Source organism: Frankia sp. AiPa1 (assembly GCF_023243075.1).
Taxonomy (GTDB): domain Bacteria; phylum Actinomycetota; class Actinomycetes; order Frankiales; family Frankiaceae; genus Frankia.
In genome coordinates this window covers 41,754-62,279 of the sequence record NZ_JALKFZ020000002.1, presented here as the reverse complement: position 1 = coordinate 62,279, position 20,526 = coordinate 41,754, and the positions used below count along the sequence as shown (strand labels likewise).

20 protein-coding genes are annotated in these 20,526 nt (G+C 73.5%); 16 read left to right on the top strand and 4 right to left on the bottom strand.

Going from position 1 to position 20,526, the window contains the following annotated elements:
* Positions 1–18: 18 nt before the first annotated feature.
* The 4 genes from MXD95_RS01545 (at position 19) to MXD95_RS01530 (ending at position 2,058) form a co-directional block, all read left to right on the top strand.
* Positions 19–303 carry a YggT family protein gene (locus MXD95_RS01545; protein WP_518455092.1) on the top strand — a complete coding sequence of 95 codons (285 nt, stop codon included), beginning with the start codon at positions 19–21 and terminating at the stop codon, positions 301–303.
* 93 nt (positions 304–396) lie between these two features.
* The gene (locus MXD95_RS01540; RefSeq protein ID WP_250638678.1) at positions 397–1,377 is read left to right on the top strand and encodes a DivIVA domain-containing protein; all 981 of its coding nucleotides are present in this window, start codon (positions 397–399) and stop codon (positions 1,375–1,377) included.
* A 34-nt stretch (positions 1,378–1,411) separates the two neighbouring features.
* Positions 1,412–1,570 carry a hypothetical protein gene (locus tag MXD95_RS01535; protein WP_250638677.1) on the top strand — a complete coding sequence of 53 codons (159 nt, stop codon included), beginning with the start codon at positions 1,412–1,414 and terminating at the stop codon, positions 1,568–1,570.
* Between the two features lie 179 nt (positions 1,571–1,749).
* A complete protein-coding gene (locus MXD95_RS01530) occupies positions 1,750–2,058 on the top strand; it encodes a hypothetical protein (RefSeq protein WP_250638676.1) in 309 nt (102 codons plus the stop codon).
* On the opposite strand, the gene ileS is transcribed toward MXD95_RS01530, so the two are convergent.
* Positions 2,021–5,290, bottom strand: coding sequence for an isoleucine--tRNA ligase (gene ileS, locus MXD95_RS01525; RefSeq protein WP_250638675.1), 3,270 nt, complete (start codon positions 5,288–5,290; stop codon positions 2,021–2,023). The genes MXD95_RS01530 and ileS overlap by 38 nt on opposite strands.
* A 463-nt stretch (positions 5,291–5,753) precedes the next feature.
* Here ileS and lspA point away from each other — a divergent pair, with 463 nt between their 5' ends.
* The 7 genes from lspA (at position 5,754) to MXD95_RS01490 (ending at position 12,553) form a co-directional block, all read left to right on the top strand.
* Complete coding sequence (gene lspA / locus MXD95_RS01520) at positions 5,754–6,554, top strand: signal peptidase II (protein ID WP_250638674.1); 801 nt, start codon at positions 5,754–5,756, stop codon at positions 6,552–6,554.
* On the top strand, positions 6,551–7,492 hold the full coding sequence (locus MXD95_RS01515) for an RluA family pseudouridine synthase (RefSeq protein WP_250638673.1): 942 nt from the start codon (positions 6,551–6,553) through the stop codon (positions 7,490–7,492). The genes lspA and MXD95_RS01515 overlap by 4 nt, the downstream gene beginning before the upstream one ends.
* Entirely contained in the window at positions 7,489–8,592 is a 1,104-nt protein-coding gene (locus MXD95_RS01510; protein WP_250638672.1) for a hypothetical protein, read from the top strand. The genes MXD95_RS01515 and MXD95_RS01510 overlap by 4 nt, the downstream gene beginning before the upstream one ends.
* A gap of 213 nt (positions 8,593–8,805) precedes the next feature.
* A complete protein-coding gene (locus tag MXD95_RS01505; protein ID WP_250638671.1) occupies positions 8,806–9,450 on the top strand; it encodes a DUF6308 family protein in 645 nt (214 codons plus the stop codon).
* A gap of 183 nt (positions 9,451–9,633) precedes the next feature.
* Positions 9,634–10,596, top strand: coding sequence for an ABC transporter ATP-binding protein (locus tag MXD95_RS01500; protein WP_250638670.1), 963 nt, complete (start codon positions 9,634–9,636; stop codon positions 10,594–10,596).
* 40 nt (positions 10,597–10,636) lie between these two features.
* A complete protein-coding gene (locus MXD95_RS01495) occupies positions 10,637–11,665 on the top strand; it encodes an ABC transporter permease (protein ID WP_250638669.1) in 1,029 nt (342 codons plus the stop codon).
* Between the two features lie 420 nt (positions 11,666–12,085).
* Positions 12,086–12,553, top strand: coding sequence for a hypothetical protein (locus MXD95_RS01490; RefSeq protein ID WP_250638668.1), 468 nt, complete (start codon positions 12,086–12,088; stop codon positions 12,551–12,553).
* Here the strand turns inward: MXD95_RS01490 and MXD95_RS01485 are convergent.
* Entirely contained in the window at positions 12,507–13,181 is a 675-nt protein-coding gene (locus tag MXD95_RS01485) for an LON peptidase substrate-binding domain-containing protein (RefSeq protein WP_250638667.1), read from the bottom strand. The genes MXD95_RS01490 and MXD95_RS01485 overlap by 47 nt on opposite strands.
* Before the next feature lie 423 nt (positions 13,182–13,604).
* Between MXD95_RS01485 and MXD95_RS01480 the strand changes: the two genes are divergently transcribed.
* Positions 13,605–13,997 carry a hypothetical protein gene (locus MXD95_RS01480; RefSeq protein ID WP_250638666.1) on the top strand — a complete coding sequence of 131 codons (393 nt, stop codon included), beginning with the start codon at positions 13,605–13,607 and terminating at the stop codon, positions 13,995–13,997.
* A 216-nt stretch (positions 13,998–14,213) separates the two neighbouring features.
* On the opposite strand, the gene MXD95_RS01475 is transcribed toward MXD95_RS01480, so the two are convergent.
* Both MXD95_RS01475 and MXD95_RS01470 read right to left on the bottom strand, forming a co-directional pair.
* Positions 14,214–16,517: a DUF8189 domain-containing protein gene (locus MXD95_RS01475; RefSeq protein WP_250638665.1), complete on the bottom strand. Its 2,304-nt coding sequence runs from the start codon at positions 16,515–16,517 to the stop codon at positions 14,214–14,216.
* 211 nt (positions 16,518–16,728) lie between these two features.
* Complete coding sequence (locus MXD95_RS01470; RefSeq protein WP_250638664.1) at positions 16,729–17,001, bottom strand: hypothetical protein; 273 nt, start codon at positions 16,999–17,001, stop codon at positions 16,729–16,731.
* On the opposite strand from MXD95_RS01470, the gene MXD95_RS01465 reads away from it, so the two are divergent.
* The 4 genes from MXD95_RS01465 (at position 17,000) to MXD95_RS01450 (ending at position 20,290) form a co-directional block, all read left to right on the top strand.
* Positions 17,000–17,152: a hypothetical protein gene (locus MXD95_RS01465; RefSeq protein WP_250638663.1), complete on the top strand. Its 153-nt coding sequence runs from the start codon at positions 17,000–17,002 to the stop codon at positions 17,150–17,152. The genes MXD95_RS01470 and MXD95_RS01465 overlap by 2 nt on opposite strands.
* A gap of 43 nt (positions 17,153–17,195) precedes the next feature.
* Positions 17,196–18,056 carry a Nif3-like dinuclear metal center hexameric protein gene (locus MXD95_RS01460; RefSeq protein WP_250638662.1) on the top strand — a complete coding sequence of 287 codons (861 nt, stop codon included), beginning with the start codon at positions 17,196–17,198 and terminating at the stop codon, positions 18,054–18,056.
* Positions 18,057–18,231: 175 nt separating this feature from the next.
* Positions 18,232–18,975: a zinc ribbon domain-containing protein gene (locus MXD95_RS01455; protein ID WP_250638661.1), complete on the top strand. Its 744-nt coding sequence runs from the start codon at positions 18,232–18,234 to the stop codon at positions 18,973–18,975.
* A gap of 178 nt (positions 18,976–19,153) precedes the next feature.
* A complete protein-coding gene (locus MXD95_RS01450; protein WP_250638660.1) occupies positions 19,154–20,290 on the top strand; it encodes a bifunctional RNase H/acid phosphatase in 1,137 nt (378 codons plus the stop codon).
* Positions 20,291–20,526: the final 236 nt, after the last annotated feature.

Here is a 20,526-nt window from a genome sequence, read left to right as displayed (position 1 = left end):
TCTTCAGGAGAGGGCACCATCAGCACGCTAGGACAGCTGCTCTCGTGGCTGCTGCTGGTCTACCTTCTGTTTCTGATCGCCAGATGGATCACGGACCTGGTAGTGGTACTCAACCGCTCGTTCCGTCCGACCGGGCCACTGTTGTTGATCTTCGAGTCCGTGTACACGGTGACTGACCCCCCGTTACGGTTCATCCGGCGTATCCTGCCCCCGTTGAGGGTGGGTAGTGTCCAGCTTGACCTCGGATATCTGGTGCTCTTCCTGGTGATCTTCGTTCTGCGAAGCTACGCCCAGAGGCTGTGACGGGGTTGTGTGCACACCGCGAACGCGGGCGCGGCAGACTGCCCGCAGACCGCCCTCTCTTCGGGGAGCGGCGATGCCGCACGAGGAGGCGACGTGGCTCTGACACCGCAGGACGTACAGAACAAGGTCTTCAGTCCGACGCGGTTCCGCACCGGCTACAACGAGGATGAGGTCGATACCTTCCTCGACGAGGTCGAAGCGGAGCTGACCCGGCTGCTCGACGAGAACAGCGACCTGCGTCGCCAGCTCGACGAGGCCCGCCGTTCCGGCGGCGGCGGCGGTCCTGGCGTGCCCGCCCAGATCCTGGAGGAGAACCAGGGCCTGCGTCGCCAGGTCGACGAGGCCCGCCGCCAGATCGCCCAGCTGCAGGCACAGGCCGCGCAGGCCGCCCGCGAGCGCGCCGCGGCCCCCCCGCCCGGTGGTCCCCAGCAGCCCCAGCCCCAGCAGCAGGGTGGTGCCCCGACCACGGTCATCCCCTCGGTCGGCCAAGGTGCCGCCGTTGCCCGCACCGGCCCCGGTCAGGCCGGCGAGGCGGAGATCGAGCAGCGCGTCGCCCGCACGCTCGTCCTCGCCCAGCGCACCGCCGACGAGGCGCTGCGGGAGGCCCGCGCCGAGTCCGAGCGTGCCCGCCGCGAGGCCCGCGCCGACGCGGACCGCATCATCGGTGAGGCCCGCGCCCACGTCGCCGAGCAGCTCGGCGGCCTGGAGGAGGACAAGCGCCGCCTAGAGGGTCAGGTCGAGCAGCTGCGCGCCTTCGAACGCGAGTACCGCACCCGCCTGCGGGCCTACCTGGAGATGCAGCTGCGTGACCTCGACGGCATGCCGACCCAGCCGGCCGTCGGTGCCGGCGGCCCGCCCCGACCCGGTCTGAACCCTGGCGCTCCCGCCCCGCAGTCCACCGCTGTCGGCATGGGCCCCGGCCCCGGTGGCATGCCGCAGGGCGGCCCGGCCCACCAGCCGACCTTCCCCCCCGGCCCGCCACTGCCCGCCGGCGCGATGGCCCGGGACAACGGCCATGGCCGCCCTGACGTCGACCCTGCCCGCCGCGACGCCCCCGGCATGCAGGAGTACTGACCGACCGACCGTTCTGAGCGAGGGAGAACACCGCGTGTTGACGCTCTGTGGCGCGTTGCTCGCGGTGGGCGTGATCCTCGCCGTGCTCGGTATCGTCGCCGGTAGCGGCTTCGTCTACGCCTCCCTGATCGTCGTGCTGGTCGCCGCGGCCCTCCTGCCCGTCGGCGTCCTGCGTCGCCTCCCCACCTCCTGACCGTCCGAACCTCCTGACCGTCCAAGCCTGCTCGGGGTCTACCTGGCCGGCGTATGCCCGAGACGTCGGCCTCGAGCCTGCTTCCGCGCAGTCCGCCAGCCTCGCACCCGTGAGCCTCCTAGTGACGCCATCCAGGCGGAATTCGACAAAGCGGCTCTACGCGCCAGCGGTCGGGGTGCATGCCGCGTGACGCGGGCGGTGGATCCGGAGCCGCGGCGGACTTCCGGCTCGCGGTCCCGCCCTGGGGGGGGGGGGGGGGGGGGCGGCCCCCCCCGGGGGGGGGGGGGGGGGGGGCGGGGGGGGGGGGGGGGGGGGGGGGGGGGGGGGGGGGCCGGCGCCGCGGGGGGGGGGGGGGGGGGGGGGGGGGGGGGGGGGGGGCGGGGGGGGGGGGGGGGGGGGGGGCCCCGGGGGGGGGGGGGGGGCGCCCCCCCCCCCCCCCAGGGGTGGGTGTCAGCCGACTGCCGCGGCGTCGGCGCGGGTCAGGCTGAAGGTCAGGCCGAGCTCGCCGATGGTGCCGGGAGCCGGATCGGCCCGCCGGGTCGGCTCGCCCCCCTCGGTGGGTTCCGTCGTCTGGGCCGGCTGGAGGGACGGTGCCGGGGCGACGTCGGCGGGGTCGACCTCGGTGAAGGTGACGGCGAGAACCTCCTCCGCGACGCTCTGAGCGTGGTGGCGCAGGGCGAGCGCGGTGGAGGCCCTGGTCGCCGCCCAGTGGACGACCACGCGGTCGGTGATCGCGAGGCCGGCGGCCTTGCGGGCATCCTGCAGGATACGGACGACGTCCCGGGCGAGCCCGGCGCGGGCCAGCTCGGGAGTGATCTCCAGGTCGAGAGCTACGGACAGGCCGGACTCGGCGGTGACCGCCCAGCCCTGGCGCGGCGTCTCGGTGATGATCAGGTCGTCGCCGGAGAGCTCGACGGTCTCGCCGTCCACGAGGACGGACAGGCGGCCGTCCACCGCCGGCCCGGCGGCGGCGATGGCGGCGGCGACGGCCTTGGTCCGGTTGCCGAACCGGCGACCGAGCGCGCGGAAGTTGGGCTTCACGCTGATGTCGACGAGGTCGGACGTCGCCGCCTCCACCGTGGTGACGTTGAGTTCCTCGGCGATCTGGGCGCGCAGCTCGGGCGTCAGGGTGTCGAACGCCGCGGCGCCGACGACCGCGCGGGGCAGCGGCTGGCGGGTGCGGACCCCACTGGAGGCCCGGGCCGCCCGGCCAAGTTCGACGATCCGGCGGACCAGATCCATCTGCGCTGACAGCCGCGGCGAGCGCAACCCGGCGGGCAGCTCCGGCCAGGCGGCCAGGTGCACCGAGTCGGGAGCGGCTGGGGTGACGTCCGCGAACAGCCTCGCCCACAGCCAGTCGGTGAGGAACGGGGTGAACGGCGCCATCACCCGGGTGAGGGCGTCCAGGCAGGTGTGCAGGGTGTCCAGGGCGTCCGGGTCGCCGGCCCAGAACCGCCGACGAGAACGGCGGACATACCAGTTGGACAGGTCGTCGACGAACCGGGCGATGCGGCGGCCGGCACGCAGCGAGTCGAAGGCGGCCAGCGCCTCGTCCACCTCGGTGACGGTGTCGGCGAGCTCGGACAGCGCCCACCGGTCCAGCACGTGCCGCCGCGCCGCCGGCGTGGGCGTGGGATCGCCGTCGGCCGTGGCGGGGCGCCAGCCGGCGGCGCCCGCGTAGAGCGCGAAGAACGAGGCGGTGTTCCAGTAGGTGAGCAGGACCCGGCGCACGACGTCCTCGATCGCCTCGTGGCCCACCCGACGGTCGGACCAGGGGGAGCCGCCGGCGAGCATCAGCCAGCGCACCGCGTCCGCGCCGTGCTGCTCGAACAGGTCGAACGGGTTGAGGACGTTGCCGATGTGCTTGCTCATCTTGCGGCCCTCGCCGTCGAGCAGCAGGCCGAGGCAGAGCACCGTCTCGTAGGACGAGCGGTCGAACACCAGCGTGCCGACGGCCATCATGGTGTAGAACCAGCCGCGGGTCTGGTCGATCGCCTCGCAGATGTACTGCGCCGGGTAGTGCCGGGCGAACTCCTCGGCGTTTCGGTGCGGCGCGCCCCACTGGGCGAACGGCATCGCGCCGCTGTCGTACCAGACGTCGATCACCTCGGGCACCCGGCGGGCGGTCGCCCCGCAGGACCGGCAGGCCACGGTGATCTCGTCCACGAACGGGCGGTGCGGGTCGAGCGCGGCCAGGTCCCGTCCGGCGAGCTCGGAGAGCTCGGCGAGCGAGCCGACGCAGGTCAGATGGCTCGGGTCGTTCTCACAGCGCCAGATCGGCAGCGGCGTGCCCCAGTAGCGGTTGCGGGACAGCGCCCAGTCGACGTTCCCGCGCAGCCACTCCCCGTAACGGCCGTCCCGGATGCGTGCCGGGTGCCAGTCGGTGCGCGCGTTCTCCTCGAGCAGGCGCTCGTGGATCGCGGTCGTGCGGATGTACCAGGACGGCAGCGGGTAGTAGATCAGCGGGGTGTGGCAGCGCCAGCAGTGCGGGTAGCTGTGCGTGTACGTCTGTGCTCGCCACAGCCGGCCGCGGGACTGCAGGTCCGCCGTCAGCGGCGCGTCGGCCGCCTTGAAGAACAGGCCGCCGACCAGCGGTGTCTCGGTGACGAAGCGCCCGTCGGTGCCGATGGGGTTGACCACCGGCAGGCCGGCGGCGCGGCAGACCGCGAGGTCCTCGGCGCCGAACGCCGGGGACTGGTGGACGAGCCCGGTGCCGTCGGTGGTCGTGACGTACTCGGCGGTGACCACACTGTGCGGCACGCCTGTTCCCGTGGCGAACAGCGCCGCGTCAAGCAGGTCGAACGGCCGGGAGTAGCGGGCACCGGCGAGCGCGGACCCGCGGAACCGTTCGAGGATCTGGGCGTCCTCACCGACCGCGGCGGCGACCAGCGGCTCGGCGACGACGAACAGCTCGCCGCCGGCGGCGCGGACGAGTACGTACTCGACGTCCGGATGCACCGCGACGGCTGTGTTCGACACGAGTGTCCAGGGCGTGGTCGTCCAGACCAGCAGCTCCGCGCCCCGTTCGGCCAGCCGCGGGCCGCCGGGCGGGTCTGCGACCAGGGGGAATCGGACGTGGACCGAGGGGTCGTCGACGTCGGCGTAGCCCTGGGAGACCTCGTGGTCGGACAGCGGCGTCTCGTCCCGTGGGCAGTAGGGGGTGACGCGGAAGTCCTCGACCAGCAGGCCCTTGTCGAAGATCTGCCGCAGAGACCACCAGACGCTCTCGATGTAGCTGGTGTCCATGGTGCGGTAGGCGGTGTCGAGGTCGACCCAGTAGCCCATCCGCTCGGTCATCGCGGCGAACTCTTCGACGTGGCGCTGCACCGACTCGCGGCAGCGGGCGTTGAACTCGGCGATCCCGTACGCCTCGATGTCGTTCTTGCTGGTGAAACCGAGCTCCTTCTCGACCGCGAGCTCGACGGGCAGCCCGTGGCAGTCCCAGCCGGCACGGCGGGGGACGTGGTAGCCCTTCATGGTCCGGTACCGGGGGAAGATGTCCTTGAAGACCCGTGCCTCGACGTGGTGGGCGCCGGGCTTGCCATTGGCGGTCGGCGGGCCCTCGTAGAACATCCACAGCGGCCGGTCGGTGCTGGCGGAAAGCGAACGGTCGAAGACCTTCGCGTCCCGCCAGCGGGCCAGCGTCTCGCGTTCGAAGGCGGGCAGGTCCACCTGCGCGGGCAACGGCGCGTAGGTCGGGCGGCGTGGGGCGTCGTTCATCGTGGCGGACCTGGTCTTCCTCGGTCGTGGTCGCTCCGTCGGTGGCCAACGGAGGGACGACGCCGCCGGATCTCCACGTGGGAGACCGGCGGTACCGCGGTACCACCCTCCTTGCGCGCCCCAGCGCCGGGTTCCCACACACAGCGGGTTCCGCGAGGCCTGGGACGGCCTCTCTGGTTTCACGCGCGCGACGACCGGGTCTACTAGGGGCCTGCGGCGGGCCGCGGGCGTGCTGCCACGCGCCGCGCCGGGCGGGCCCCGTTCTGCCGGCAGCTCGGGGGTGATCTTCGCAGGCGTGCTGGCCGCCGGGCTTCCACCAACCCCGGCTCGCTCGGGCTGCACCCGCCGCTACTCGTCCCCGTCGACGCCGTGTCGCGCGCTGCCGAGTCTAGTCGACCCGGCCGACGGATCCGTGGGGCGTGGGGCGGACGCACGTCATCGGGCGGGCCGTAGAGTGAACCCGATGGGGCAGTCGACAGCCATCGGGAGCAGCGTGTCCGAAGATCCCGCCGGCCGCGGGGCGGCCGACCCGAGCCACGCGGCGACGGCTGGTGCGTCCCCGCGTCCGGTCGCCATCCTGGCGGCCACCGCCGCCGTGCTGCTCGGGCTCGACGTGGTCACCAAGCATCTGGCGGTGGCGAGGCTTTCGGGTCGCGGCCCGTTCACGCTGATTCCCGGTGTGCTCGATCTTGAGCTCACCCGCAACTCCGGCGCCGCGTTCAGCCTGGCCGGAGGGGCCACCGTGGTACTGAGCCTGGTCGCCCTCGTGGTGATCGCGGTGGTGGTCTTCTCGGCCCGCCGACTGCGCTCGGCGGGCTGGGCCGTCGTGCTCGGCGCCCTGCTTGGCGGGGCCGTCGGCAACCTCGCCGACCGGATCTTCCGGGATCCCGGGCCGCTGCGCGGGCACGTCGTCGACTTTGTCCACCTGCACCACTGGCCGATCTTCAACGTCGCCGACTCGTCGATCGTCTGCGGCGGGATCCTCGCGGTGGTGCTGTCGCTGCGCGGCGTCGGCCTGGACGGCACCCGCTATGGCCAGGCCACCGCTGCCGCGGCGCCGGCCGGTGTGGGCGGTGAGGGCCGATCACCTGCTGGCCGCCCCCCCGAGGAAGGGCCACCCACCGGCCGGTCATCCGGGGGCCAGGCGTCCGAGGCCCGGTCGGGCGAAGCGTCCTCCGGCGATGTCCCCGGGTCCGACCTCCCCGAGTCCCAGGCCCGGTCGGCCGGGGGACAGCCGCCCGAGGGGAAGGTTCGCGGGCGGTGAGCGGCACTGAAGGTGATCTGCGCAGCGTGCCGGTGCCGGACGGTCTGGACGGCGTCCGCCTCGACGCGGCGATCGCGCGGATGTTCGGGCTGTCCCGCACGGCGGCCGCCACCCTCGTCGATGACGGGCAGGCAAGCCTGGACGGCCGGGTCCGCGGCCGTTCGGACCGGGTCCGCGGCGGGTCCTGGCTGGAGGTGTGCCTGCCGGGGCCGCCCCGGCGGGTCACCGTCGAGCCGACGCCGGTCGCGGGGCTCGGCATCCTGCACGACGACGAGGACATCGTCGTCGTCAACAAGCCGGTCGGCGTGGCAGCCCATCCGGCACCCGGGTTCACCGGGCCGACCGTGATCGGTGCGCTGGCCGCGATGGGATATCGCGTGTCGACGTCGGGGGCAGCCGAGCGTCAGGGCGTGGTGCACCGCCTCGATGTCGGCACCACCGGCGTGATGGTCGTCGCGAAGAGCGAGCGGGCCTACACGCTGCTCAAGCGCGCGTTCCGGGAACGTGAGGTCGACAAGCGCTACCGCGCGGTGGTGCAGGGGCATCCCGACCCCTCGAACGGCACGGTCGACGCACCCATCGATCGCCATCCCCGCCGGCCGGGCCTGTTCGCCGTGGTCGCGGACGGTCGGCCCAGCGTCACTCACTACGACCTGATCGAGGCCTTCCGGGCGGCATCGCTCCTGTCGATCCGGCTGGAGACGGGCCGTACTCATCAGATCCGGGTACACATGTCCGCACTGCGCCATCCATGCGTCGGCGATCTGGCCTACGGCGCGGATCCGACCCTTGCCGAGCGGCTGGGTCTTGCCCGCCAGTGGCTGCACGCGGCGTCACTGTCGTTCGAGCATCCGGGTCACGGCGGTCAGGTCACCTTCACCAGCCCCGATCCGGACGACCTCGCCGAAGCGCTGCAAAGGCTGCGGGACCAGGCGTGACGGAGACGGCGGCGGAGCACCGCCCCGGCGCGGGGCCCGCTCGCCTGCCTGCCACCGGCCACCCCGCTGCCACCGGCCATCCGGCTGCCACCGACCATCCGGCTGCCGTGGACAGGCCGGCCGCCGTGGGCGTCCCGGTCGCCGCGATCTCGGCCGGGCGCGGGCTGTTGGAGGCGCTGGACCGGCTTGACGCCGCGATGCTGGCGGGAACCCACCGTGTTCTCGAGGCCGGCCGGCGCAGGGTGCTCACCACCGCCGAGCCGGCGGTGGGCCGGGCCCAGAAGATCACGCGGCGGCTGCGGATCGACGAGGACGGCGACGGTCGCGAGCCTGGTTTCGCGCTGCCGGCCGGGCGGGGCGGGCGGATCGCGGTGCTCGGCCTGGTCGCGCTGATCGTGGTGAGCGCGGTCGCGGCGATCGTGCGGGGCGCCCGGGATCACGCCCCGCACCTGGTCTTCACCGGTCGAGCTCCCACCAGCGGCGCCTCCGCCGGTGGGACTGCCGTGGGGGGCGGATCGGCGGCTGGCTCGGCGTCCTCTTCGGGCTCGTCGTCCGCGGCGGGCGCGGTGACGCCGACGGTCCGGATCGGACCTGGCGTGCATGACGGGGTCGCGGACTATCTCGCTGCCAGCCGGGAGAACCTCGCCGCGCTGACCGCGGCCGCGCCCGCCGCGGACCTGTACGCCGTGGCCAGCCTGTACGCCCCGATCGTCCCCGACCGGCTGCTTGACGTCGTGGGCGGCTATCGGGTGGTTCAGGTGTTCTTCACCGCCGGCGTCGGTGGGGAGGTCGAGCAGGCCACCGTGCGTGATCCGGTGGGCGACGTGCGGGCCGCCTTCGCCTCCGCGGCGAGCCAGGCCGCGGCCCGGGCCGTCACCGACGGCCGGGCGGGCGACGCGCATGCCCAGGAGCGTGACGACCACACCGCGGCCGAGTTGCGCGGCGGCTGTGCCTGCCTGTTCTCCGTCGTGGTCCGCGCCCCGGCGGGACGGCTCTCGGAGCTTGCCGCCGACCCGCGGATCCGGGTGGTCGACCCCGCACCGCCCGGCACGGCTCCACCGGCTGTGACCTTCATCCCACTGTCGCCCGATCGGCGCTGACCTCGGCCGGGTCGTCCCGCATCATCGGCGCGGACCGCGGGCAGACCCGGCGCCGTCTGGCTGGTACTGGCAGGGCAGGATATGGGCAGGGACGGCTTCGGTTCCGGACCATGACGGGGTTTCGGGAAGCGGTTCCGACGGCGAGTGTCGGACGGCGACAATCGGACGGCCGCAACGGACGGCCGCAATCGGACGAGGACAAGGAGCCCAGGGGTGAAGCTGGCGAGAGGGACCCGGGAGGTCTTCGACGCGGAGAGCCTGCTGCAGGAGTACCTGGGCCCCCGTCGGCGCGGGCTTCGCTACGCCTACCCCTACTACGACGGCCTGGTCACCAACAACGACCCGGACCTGCTGTGCACCGGTGACCTGCTCGCACCGACCCTGCTCGGCGTGCACGTGGACGTCGACCGGATGCACACCCTGACCGCGCTCATCCCCCTGCTGCAGCGTGCGCTGGACAAACTGCCACCCGGCATCGACCTCATCGAGGCCGACGAGGTCACCCTGGATCTCGTCGCCGCCCTCTACGACCCGCTCGATGACCCGGACGTCTCCGACCGGGACGTCAAGGGCTCCCTGATCGCCAAGGTGCTGCACCGCAAGCGGCCGGCACTCGTCCCGCTGTTCGACTCCAAGGTGCGGATCTTCTACCAGCATGAGGACTGTGTCCCGCCGTCGCCGCGCGACGGGCGCAGCTGGCGGCAGTACATGGGGCTGCTGGTGCGGGCCATGCAGGACGACCTTCGGGAGAACGCCGAGGAGTTCCGCCGTCTCTCCGCCCTGGTGCCCACCGGCGGCCCGCCCGTCACCCCGCTGCGCATGCTCGACATCGTCGTCTGGATCAGCAGCGCCGTCTGAACAGCGGTGCCGGGCCGCGAGGCCGGGGCCGTCCCAGGGCGCCGGGCGAACGCTGGTGCCGCGGCTGTCGGGACGTCGCCGGACGTCTGTGGTGAACTGAAGGCCCAGTTGGGCGGCCCGTTCCGGAGGGTGTGAGGCTTCCCCGGCGCCCGGACGGGTCACCACGGCGGAGCGGCTGCGAGAATGGGCGGCGTGTTGAGCTACGCCATCCGCGGGCTCACCCGGCGACACGGGGTGGGCGAGCACTCCGTCCTCGCGAACGATCGCATCGACCTGGACGTGCGCCAGGGCGAGGTGTTCGGGGTCCTCGGGCCCAACGGCGCGGGCAAGACGACCCTGGTGCGCCTGCTGATGGGCCTGCTGCGGCCGGACGCCGGCACCATCATGATGTTCGGCCGGGACGTGCGCGCCGCCCCCGACCTGCCCGCCCGCCTCACCGGCTATCTCGGCCAGGCCGATCTGGCCCTCGCCGAACTGCCGGTGGCCACGGCGGTCGGCACCACCGCCCGGATGCGGGGCCTGTCCCGGGGCGAGGCCAGGGCAGCTCGCGACGCCGTTCTGGACGAGCTCGGCCTCACCGGCGTCGCGCACCGGCCGCTGGCGCGGCTGTCCGGCGGGCAACGGCGGCTGGCCTGCGTGGCGACCGCGCTGGTCGGCGACCGTCCGGTGCTCATTCTCGACGAGCCGACCACCGGCCTCGACCCGGTGGCGCGCCGGGCGGTATGGGGGGCGCTGGAACGCCGCCGCGACACCGCCGGCACCACCGTCGTGCTCATCACCCACAACGTTCTGGAGGCCGAATCGGTGCTCGACCGGGTCGCGGTGCTCGAGGCCGGGCGGGTCATCGCCTGCGACACGCCAGGCCAGCTCAAGGCGTCCGTCTCCGGCGACGTCCGGCTCGATCTCGCCTGGCGGCACGACCCACCCGCCGCCGACCCCACCGTCGCCATGCTCGCCGGGCTCGCGACGGTCAGCGGGCGGCGCTGGACGGTGCGGCTGGCGCCGGCCGCCGCCCGCGACGCGCTCGGCCGGCTCACCACCGGAGCGGCCCTCGCCGCATTGGACGACTTCAGCCTCGCCACGCCGTCCTTGGAGGACGTGTATCTCACCCTTGGCGGGGCCTCCCGAGACCTGGAGCGGACGTGACCGAACGTCTCTGTCGTCCGGGCCAGCAGGTGTGGTCCCGATGAGCATCGTTCCCGAGGCCCGTGGCACCGCGGTCAGCCGCGCCTCCCGCGAGGTCGTGGTGAGCGCGCCCGCGCGCGATGCCACGGTGGGCGCCGCCCGCGTCCGGTCGGAGCCGCACCCCGCGGCGAACCTGCCTGGGCTGGGCCTCGCGGACCGACCCCTGCCCGCCTCCGAGGAACTGGCCCCAGCTGACGAACCGGCCGCCGCCGAGGAGCTGGCCGCGGCGCAGGAGCGGTCAGCATCCCAGGGGCTGCTGGCGCCGGTGCCGCCGCGGATCCCGGCGGCCGCCGGGTTCGGGGCGGCTTTCGGCGCGGTGTACCGCGGTCAGCTCGCCCGTTCGAAGGTGGGACGGATCCCGCTGCTGTTCGTCGCCTCGTTCCAGTCGATCGGGATCCTGGTCCTGCTGCGCGGCATCCTCGACGTCGGGAACACCACGGCGGCCGGGCAGGTCGTCGCTGGCTCCACGGTGCTCGTCGTCGCGTTCGTCGCGCTGAACCTGCTGGCCCAGCGGTTCGGCGCGCTTCGGGCCGCCGGTGCCCTGGACTACTACCTGACGCTGCCCGTCCCGCCGGCGGCGGTGGTGCTCGGCACCGCCGCCTCGTATGCGACCTTCGCGGCTCCCGGCACCCTGGTCACCGCCGTGTTCGGCAGCCTGCTGTACGGGCTGTCGCTGTCGGGACTCTGGCTGCTGGCACCGGTCGTGCTGCTCGCCGGGGTGTGCCTGTCGGGAATCGGGGCGGCGGTCGGCCTGCTGGCGCCGCGTCCCGAGCTCGCGACGATCGCGGGCCAGCTCGGGATGAGCATCGTGCTGTTCCTCGGGGTCATCCCGGCCGACCGGCTACCCGAGGTCGGCCGCCTCGCCCGCGATGTCCTGCCGAGCACCTACGCCGTCGACGCGCTGGCCGCGGCCTTCCAACGCAACGTCGACTGGGCGACGGTGCTCGCCGATCTCGCCGTCTGTGCCGCGGTGGGCGCCGGCGCTCTGGCCGCGGCCGTCCTGGCCCTGCGCCGCGTCGGCACTTCCTGATTCCGCCCCGGCCGGGTTGGGCGGGTGCTGGCTGGGGCTCCTGGGCTGGGGCTCCTGGTCGGCACGGGAGGGTAACGTCGCTGGCACGATAGGGTCAGGTGTCGAGAGCGGCCATCCGGGGGTGCCCGCGATGTGGTCGTGCAGCGGGCAGGCGGTGGCGGGCATGCGGTGGCGGAGCGGGGCGACGTGACGGAAAGACCATCTGAATCCGGACGGGTCTCGGCCGGTTCCGTCGATCCCTCGGTGACACCCGCATCCCCCCTTGGCTCGCGCGGAGCAGATGAACGGTACGGATGGCCCGCCAGCACCGGGTGGTTCGGTCGCCCTGGGAGAGCCGGGCGGGCCGGGCGGGCCTGGCGGGCCGGGTCGCCGGGGCGAGGCGGGTATCTCGCCGGGTTGATCTGCGCTGTGGCGATGGCGGTGGCTGGCTTTCCGCTCGGCCTGCTGTGGGCGGCTGCGGCGCCGCATCTGAACATGGCGGGGGTGCTCGCCGGCAACGAGTCGGCGTTCGCGGTGCAGAGCGACATCGACGCCCGGTTCGGGCTGATCTGCGCGGTCGCCGGGGTGATCGGTGGCGGGGTGGCGCTGTGGCGAGCCCGGGACGCCGGCTGGCCGGTACCGCTCGGACTCGCCGCTGGCGGTCTCGGGGGTGCGCTCATCACCGGCTGGATCGGCCATCTGCGCCGCTCGGCAGGCGCCCTGCACGGGCTGCCGGCGAACGCGTCCTCGGTGCTGGTGGACCTGGTCGACGTGCGGGTCCGCGCGCACGGGCTCTACCTGGTGATGCCGGTGGCAGCACTGGCCGTGTTCGCGCTCGGCCTGTGGCTGGCGTCGCTGAAGGTCAGTTCGGGCTGGGGTCGACGCGGCGCAGCTCGCTCGACCCGATAGTGGTGATCTTCCCCAGCAGCCCGACCTCGCGGTGCAGCAGTGCCCGTTCGGCCCGCAGCCGCTGGGCCGCGTCGGTCTGCGCGAGCAGCCCCTGGCGTTCGGACAGGTCGGTGACGGCGGCGGCCGCGACCACGTAGGACAGCGCGATCGGGTCGTCCGGGAGGTCCGGCAGCGAGATCTGCACGGTGCCTGTGGCAGCGAGCCGCTCGGCGTATGTCCGCATCAGACGTTGCACCGGCGCGACCGTCTCCCGCGCCACCTGCTCGTCACCGACCTCGTCCGGCAGGAACTCCACCTCGCCGAGCAGGTAGGGCGCGCCCAACGGATCGAGCTCGTCGACGCGGAATCGCCGTCCGCCCACCGTGAGCAGGGAGAACCGCCCGTCCGGATGCTCCTGGACGCGCCGCAGCACCGCGGTGCAGCCGACCTGGTGGATCGCTGGCAGCGCCGGCCCCACCTCGCGCCCGCGGCGGATCGCCACGACGCCGAACTGGCGGATCTGGTCGTCGGGCTGGGCGAGCAGCTCGCGCACCAGCGTGCGGTACCGTTCCTCGAAGATCTCCAGCGGCAGCACGAGCCCCGGCAGCAGGACGGTTCCCAGCGGGAACAACGGCAGTCGGGTGCCCATCGCCGGTGTCCTCCCCCCTCCGGCGGCCCGCACCGGTGCACAGCCGAGCGTCACCGGCCCCGGCATTTCCTCAACCTTGTCCCTCGGCGGGCGTGGTGTCCACGCGGCCGACCCTGTGATTCTCCCCGATTCGCCGCCCACCGTCGTCCCACGCTCGTCCCAGGGTCTCGCGCCGTCCAGGACCGTCCCGCGCCAGCCGATCGGGGTGGCGCTACCGGGCGCGGAAGGTTCCCGCAGGGGCAGCCACGGGGATCGCCAATGGGAGCGGGTCCTGGTCCCCGGCTCCGGCCCGCCGGCGGGGACGCCGGTGGCCGCGGGATGGGGACGCCGGTGGGCGCGGGATGGGGACGCTCGGACGCGTCTCCGGGAAAGGCCGGGTCGATAGCCGGGACAACCGCCATCGTGCGCCGGACAATGGGCGCCGTGTGGGGAACCGAACCGGAGCTGCTCGTGGTCCTGACCCAACCAGGCGACCCGAGCCCGGACGTCCCGCCCGACGCCGCCGACTCGCGCCGTGACCGCGGTGCCGGCGTGCGGGATGTGGCCACGTTCGGGCGCATCACCTCGACGCTGCCGCCGCGCCTGGTGCTGCTGGCGGCGCCGGCCTCCCGGGCGCGGGAACTGGCCGCGCTGCCGGGTGTGCGTGCGGTCTGCGTGGACGACGTGCCGTGGGCACTGCGCGCGGTGCTCGACCCGGCCGAGACCATCTTCGTCGACGGTTGGCTCGCCCGGCACACTGACAAGTCCCGCGGCGAGTCCGACGGCATCCCCTGGGACGCGCCCGGCTTCCAGCCCCCTGACCCGACGGCCCGCTGACCGCCGAAGGCCTGAGGCGCCGGCGAATTCTCCGTTGAGGCCCATCCTCATCATGACCATGAAGGCGAGGTCGCCGAACCGGTACAGGCAGTTGTCGGTGCCGGGTACGCCGTTGAACTTCTCGGTTCCCAGGCAGCCTCGCAGGGCTATCGGGAGTGCTCTGGCGAGGCTGATCTGGGCCTGGGCCGGGTCTGTCCAGGCTTTCGGGACCGGCGGTCAGAAGACGCGGCGGGGGGTGGACCAGGCGGCGGTGGCGCCGGAGGAGCGCCAGATCATGTGCAGCTCGTCGCCGATGCGGGCGAGAACCTCCAGATGACCGTCGAAGTTGCTCTGGATCATGGCGACGGCATCGACCTTGCCGAGAGCGGCGCCGAACGGACGGGGGCCACTCCAGAACGGGGTGGAGGCGTTGTTGTTGCGGTAGTAGTGGATCAGGCCGCCGCCGGCGGCGGGGACGACGACCTCGAAGTTCCGCGCGCCGGGGAAGGTGCTCTGGATGAGCGCCGGGTTGCCCGAGACGCCTTCCCCGAAGGTCGGTCCGGTGCGCCACACGGCGGTGTTGTCCCGGGTGAGGTGAACCAGGCGGGTGCCGACGAGGGCGACGGCCTCGAGCATCCCGGTGCCGCCACCGAGGGTGCCGTGGATGAGGCTGACCGCGTCGACCTTGCCGAGGTTGGCGCCGAACCGGGCGGGGCCGCTCCACGGGTAGCCGTGCACGTCATGGTTGCGCCACAGGTGGATGAGGCCGACGTCGGCGGCCGGGACGAGCAGCTCGAAGTTGCCCTTGGTGCCCAGTCGGCTCTGGATCAGCGACGGGACACCGCGGACTCCCTGGGCAAGCGCGGTGGGCGCATGCCAGGCGAACGTCCCGGAGCTGTCGCGCCAGAGGAACGACAGCGCGTCACCGACCCGGATGACCATCTCCAGCGGACCGGGGTTCGCCAGCGTGCTCTGGATCATCGAGACGGCGTCGACGGGGCCGAGGGCCTGCGCGGTCTGCCAGGGATCGCGCCACGGGTAGTTGGTGGCGTCGTTGTCCCGCCAGACGTGGGTGAGCCCGGAGAACGCGGACGGGACGACGACCTCGAAGTTGCCGGCCTTGCCGAGGCCCTTCGACTGGATGAGCGCCGGGTTGCCGGCGACGCCGTGACCCCAGCCGACCTGGCCGGGGGTGAAGCGGCACAGCGCGAAGCTGTTGGAGCGCATCAGGCAGTCGGCCGGGGTGGGGGCGCAGCCGTCGCAGTTGCCGTTCGGGGTCTGGAAGACCCCCCACTGGCCGCCACAGTCGCAGCCGGCGCCGGCGTATTCGTCGGGAGCGCCGAAGATGTGCCCGGTCTCGTGGGTGAAGACCCGGTCGATGTTGTCGGGGCCCCAGCCGTCGTTCTCGTAGGACAGGACGATTCGCGGGCCGCCGATCGACGAGTACGCGAAGTAGCTCACCGGGTACTTCGTGAAGAACGCGCAGTAGGCCCAGGTCGTTCCCAGCCGGCCGCGCAGCGCGTCGACATAGTCGTAGACACCGTCGAAGTTGGCCTTGTGGCCGAGCCGGTCCATCGTCGGGTCGCGCCAGAGGGCCTCGAGGTCGGTCGCGTTCGGGTTGGCCGCGACCGACAGGCGCACGATCTGGATGTCGTAGTGGAACGCGAGCCCGGCCGCCGGGTTGGTGCTCGCGTACCAGGACAGCCCGTTCTGCACCTCGGCGACGACCTTGGTCCGCTCGGCGGCGGTGAACTGCAGGTCGGCGGTGGGGCCTTCGACGAGGATGAGCCCGACGGCGACCGAACCCTCGAGCCGGGAGCTCGTTGGCGTGCTGGCGGCGCCGGCCGAGATGCCCTGGCCGTCGGCGGGGGTGGCATGGGCGATCGTGCCCGTGCCAAGGGCGCCCGCGCTGCCGTTCGCCACGCCGCCGTTCGCACCGGTGCCGTTCGCCGTGCTGGTGGTCGTGGCCCCGCCAGGGATGAGGGCGGCGGTGGGGGACAGCGCCGCGGCCGGGGCCGCGTGCGGTGGGGCGCTCGGCGGGGACGTCCGCGGTGGGGGGACGTCGGTGCAGGGCCGGTCCATGTCCCAGCCGTGACCGTCGCGGGGGCGGTCGGCCTTGATCTGCCGGTAGGCGGAGCTCGCCCGCAGCCGGAAGGCGTCCAGGCCCAGGGTCTCGGCCCGGCTCAGGCCCGGGGACACCCCGGTCGTCGACACGACGCTGCCGTCGGCCGGGGGCATCAGGGCAGCCAGGCCACGCACGCCGGGCTGGCCGGGCGTCGCCGGCGGGCGCGAGGCGCCGCCCGCGTCCCTGGGCCGGCCGAGCACCTGGACTCGTCCGTAGTGGTGCAGGGCCCGCTCGCCCCGCAGGTCTGCCGGGGTCCCCGCCGCGGGGCCGTCACCCGCCGGGCCCGCTGGCGTGGTCGGTGTGCTCGCTGTCCACTGTGCCTGGTCGGGACTCGCCGCCGCTCGCAGCACGCCGGCGGTGCCGGCGACGGAAGGAGTGATCAGCGCACGCTCGTCGACTGGTACGTCCCCCGCCATGCGTGATCATTGTCCTTTCGGTGGGAATGGCTGTGCGGAGTTGTATCGCGCTGGGCGGTCGTTGTGTCGGGTTTTTGCGGAAGCGAGCGCGTTCCGTGGCCGATCCCGCCCGTTCGCCAGCCTGAATCCGCTGGTGCGCCGGCGGGTGGCTCTCCCGCCGTCTCGGCGGTGGCTGGCCCGCTGGATCGGCAGGTGAGGGCGGCGGCGCCGTTCACCGAGTGGGCGGCATTCCCTGCCCCGAAGGAGGAATCTCCGGCCAGGTCGGGCCCACCGCGGCCCGCTGCACGCCCAGCTGCTGGCCGCCCATGCCCGGATTCCCCAGCGCCTGTCCGCCCGGCGCCGGATTGCCGAGGCCCGAGCCGCTCATGGCCTCGGCGACCTTGCGCATGATGGCCTCCACCAGGCGGACCGCCTCGGCTGTCCCGAGGTTCAGCACGATCTCCGAATCTCCCGCGACCTGGAACCGCACCGACACGTCCGCCATGACCGAGCACCCCTTCGCCGTGGCCGCCCGCACCGGTGCGGGCCTGTTGCCATCGGTGACGTTACGGGGGGAACCGGACGACGCGCACGGCGCCTCGGCATCCGGGTCGCGCCGGAGCGGCATCTGCCCGGCGCCGGTGCTGCCGGCGTGACCACCCGCCAGATCGCTGCGACGGTCCGGGTAGGGTCTTCCCGATGGACGAGGCAGCGGCGACGGTCCGTGACTGTATCGCGGTGTTGGAGAGCGTCTACCCGTCGAGCTGGGCCGAGGGGTGGGACGCGGTTGGGCTGGTGGTCGGCAACCTCGACGCACAGGTCGGCTCGGTGCTGTTCGCGGTCGACCCGACACCGGAGGTGGCCGCCGAGGCGGCGCGGGGCGCGGGTCTGCTCGTCACCCACCACCCCCTGTTCCTGCGCGGGGTACACGGTGTCGCCGAGACGTCCCCCGGGGGCCGGGTGGTCGCGACGCTGGTGCGTGCCGGCGCGGCGTTGTTCACCGCGCACACCAACGCCGACGTCGCCGCGCCCGGCGTGAGTGACGCGCTTGCCACGGCCCTCGGGCTTCGTGACGTTCTTCCCCTGGAAGTCGAGCACGCCGCCGAGCCCATACCCACCGCCGACGCTCCCACGATGTGCCGGGGCCTGGGGCGGATCGGGCAGCTGCCGGCGCCGGAGCCGCTCGGGGAGTTCTGCGCCCGGGTAGCCAGGGCGCTGCCCGCCACCGCCGGCGGGGTGCGGGCGACCGGTCCGGCGGACGCCCCGGTGCACCGGGTGGCGGTATGCGGCGGCGCCGGTGGTGAGCTCGCCGGCGCGGCCCGGGCCGCCGGCGCCGATGTGCTGGTCACCGCGGACGGCCGACACCATCACGTGCTCGACGCGGTCAGCGCCCATCCGATCGCGGTCGTGGACGTGGCGCACTGGGCCAGCGAATGGCCGTGGCTCGAACAGGCCGCGGCCCGGCTGACGGCGGGTCTGGCCGCCCGGGGACGTACGGTGAGTACGGCGGTCTCCACTCTCGTGACCGATCCCTGGCGCCTGCACGTTCCGTCCCACTAAGCCCGTAAGCCCGGCTCCGCGTCGCCGGTGGAGCGTCACCCGAGGAGTCGTCACCCGTCGAGTCGTCGACGTCGTTCGTCGCCAGCAGTTGTCCGTCAGACGTCAGGCCGTGTCGGCGAGGGCACGCCGCATCCCGAGGGCGCGCCGCATCCGAGGGCACATTGGTGAGGAGTCCATGAAGGCCGATCCAGCAACCCAGCTCCGCCTGCTCGACCTGCAGGCGCTTGACTCCGGGCTCGACCGGCTGGCCGCGCGCCGCCGTTCGCTGCCGGAGCTCAAAGTGATCACCGCGCGCACCATCGATCTGGACGCGGTCGGCGACGACCTCGTCGGGGTGCGTACCGAACTCGGCGACGTCGCCCGCGCCCAGCGCCGGCTCGAGGACGAGATCGAGCTGGTCCGCACCCGCGCTGCCCGCGACACCGACCGGCTCGGGTCCGGCGCTGTCACCAACGCTCGCGAGCTCGAGAACCTCCAGTCCGAGGTCACCTCGCTCGCCCGCCGCCAAGGTGTCCTCGAAGACGAGGCGCTGGAGCGGATGGAGACGGTGGAGGGCCTACAGCGCCGCGTCGCCGAGCTCGAGCGCCGCCAGGCCGACCTGCAGGCCGAGGTCGACGCGGCGAGCACCGCCCGGGACAAGGCGAACGGCGAGATCGACGCGGAGGCCGTTCGGCTGCGGGAACGGCGCGCCACGCTCGTCCCGTCGCTGCCCGAGCCACTGGTCGCCCTGTACGAGCGCATCCGCACGTCGTCGGGCGGCGTCGGGGCGGCGCCCCTGGTGCATCGGCGCTGCCAGGGCTGTCACCTGGAACTGTCCGGAGGTGACCTGCGCGAGGTCGCCGCGGCACCCGCCGACGAGGTGGTGCGATGCGAGGAATGTCGGCGCATCCTGGTTCGTACCGCCGAGTCAGGGCTGTAGGCGAGTCGATGTCGCCGGCCGGGCGGCCGATGTCGCCGGCCGGGCCGTCGTCCGCCGGGCAGTGTCGCCGGTCGGGCAGTGTCGCCGGTCGGGCAGTGTCCGACCTCGGGGCGGTGTCGTCAGACGGACGGTGTCGGTGGCAGGGTTGCGGTCAGGCACGGTGTGAGGGGAGTTGCAGATGGGCGCCGAGCGCACACTGATCGTCGAGGCTGATGGCGGGTCCCGCGGCAACCCGGGACCGGCCGGCTACGGCGCCCTTGTCCGGGACGCCGCCGACGGCCAGGTGCTCGCCGAGCGCGCCGCCTCGATCGGGACGGCGACGAACAACGTCGCCGAGTACTCCGGGCTGATCGCGGGCCTGCGGGCCGCCGCCGACCTCGATTCGTCCGCCGTTATCGAGGTCCGGATGGACTCCAAGCTCGTCGTCGAGCAGATGAGCGGCCGGTGGAAGATCAAGCACCCGTCGATGCGCCCGCTGGCCGAGGAGGCCGCCGGGCTCGCGCGCGGTTTCGCCACCGTCCGCTACCGGTGGGTGCCGCGCGCCCGCAACGCCGACGCCGACCGTCTCGCCAACGAGGCGATGGACGCGGCCGCCGCCGGCCGTACCTGGGAGCCCTCCGTCCCCCAGTCGCCCGACCCGATGCCCCACCGCGCCCCCACCACGAACCGTCTCTCCGGCTGGATGGCCCCCCCGGCCCCGCCGACCACCACCGTGCTGCTGCGCCACGGCCAGACCCCGCTGTCCGCGGAGAAGCGGTTCAGCGGCACCGTGGAGGCTTCCCTGACCGACCTTGGCCTCGAGCAGGCCGCCGCCGCGGCTCGCCGGCTGCGCGACGAGCCGTTCGACCTGATCGTCAGCTCCCCGCTCAAACGCGCCCGCCAGACCGCCGAGGCTCTCGGCTGCGACTACACCGTCGACGACGACCTGCGTGAGTCCAGCTTCGGCGCCTGGGAGGGCCTGACGTTCGCTGAGGTGCGCGAACGTTTCCCCGAGGATCTGAACGCCTGGCTCGCCGATCCCGCCGTCCCGCCGCCCGGCGGCGAGAGCCTGCTGGACACGGTCGCCCGGGTCGGACGGGTCCGGGACCGCCTGCTCACCGCGCATCCCGGGGGCCGGATCCTGGTCGTCTCGCACGTCACCCCGATCAAGGGCCTCACCCAGCTGGCCCTGGCCGCCGAGCCCACCGTCCTCTACCGCCTGCACCTCGACCTCGTCGCCCTGACCACGATCGACTGGTACTCCGACGGCCCCGCCGTCCTGCGCGGCTTCAACGACGCCCACCACGTCGCCGGTCTCACCACTCCCGGCGAATAGCCCCGCTGGCCCGCTCGTCCGCCCGCCCGCTCCCCCGGGCAGCCCGGCGAGGGCATCCGAGTCCCATGATCGACACGCTGCGTCGCCAGTCGTCGAGCAAGATCAGCCCAAGTAGGTCGCCGTGGGGGGCAAATCGGACAGAAACAGCCCCACGACGACCTGTTTGGATCTTGGCTCCAGCACCTCCGTCGCAGAGGGTGACTTTTGGCTGCGAGGGAGCTCTGTCGCGCCTGCTG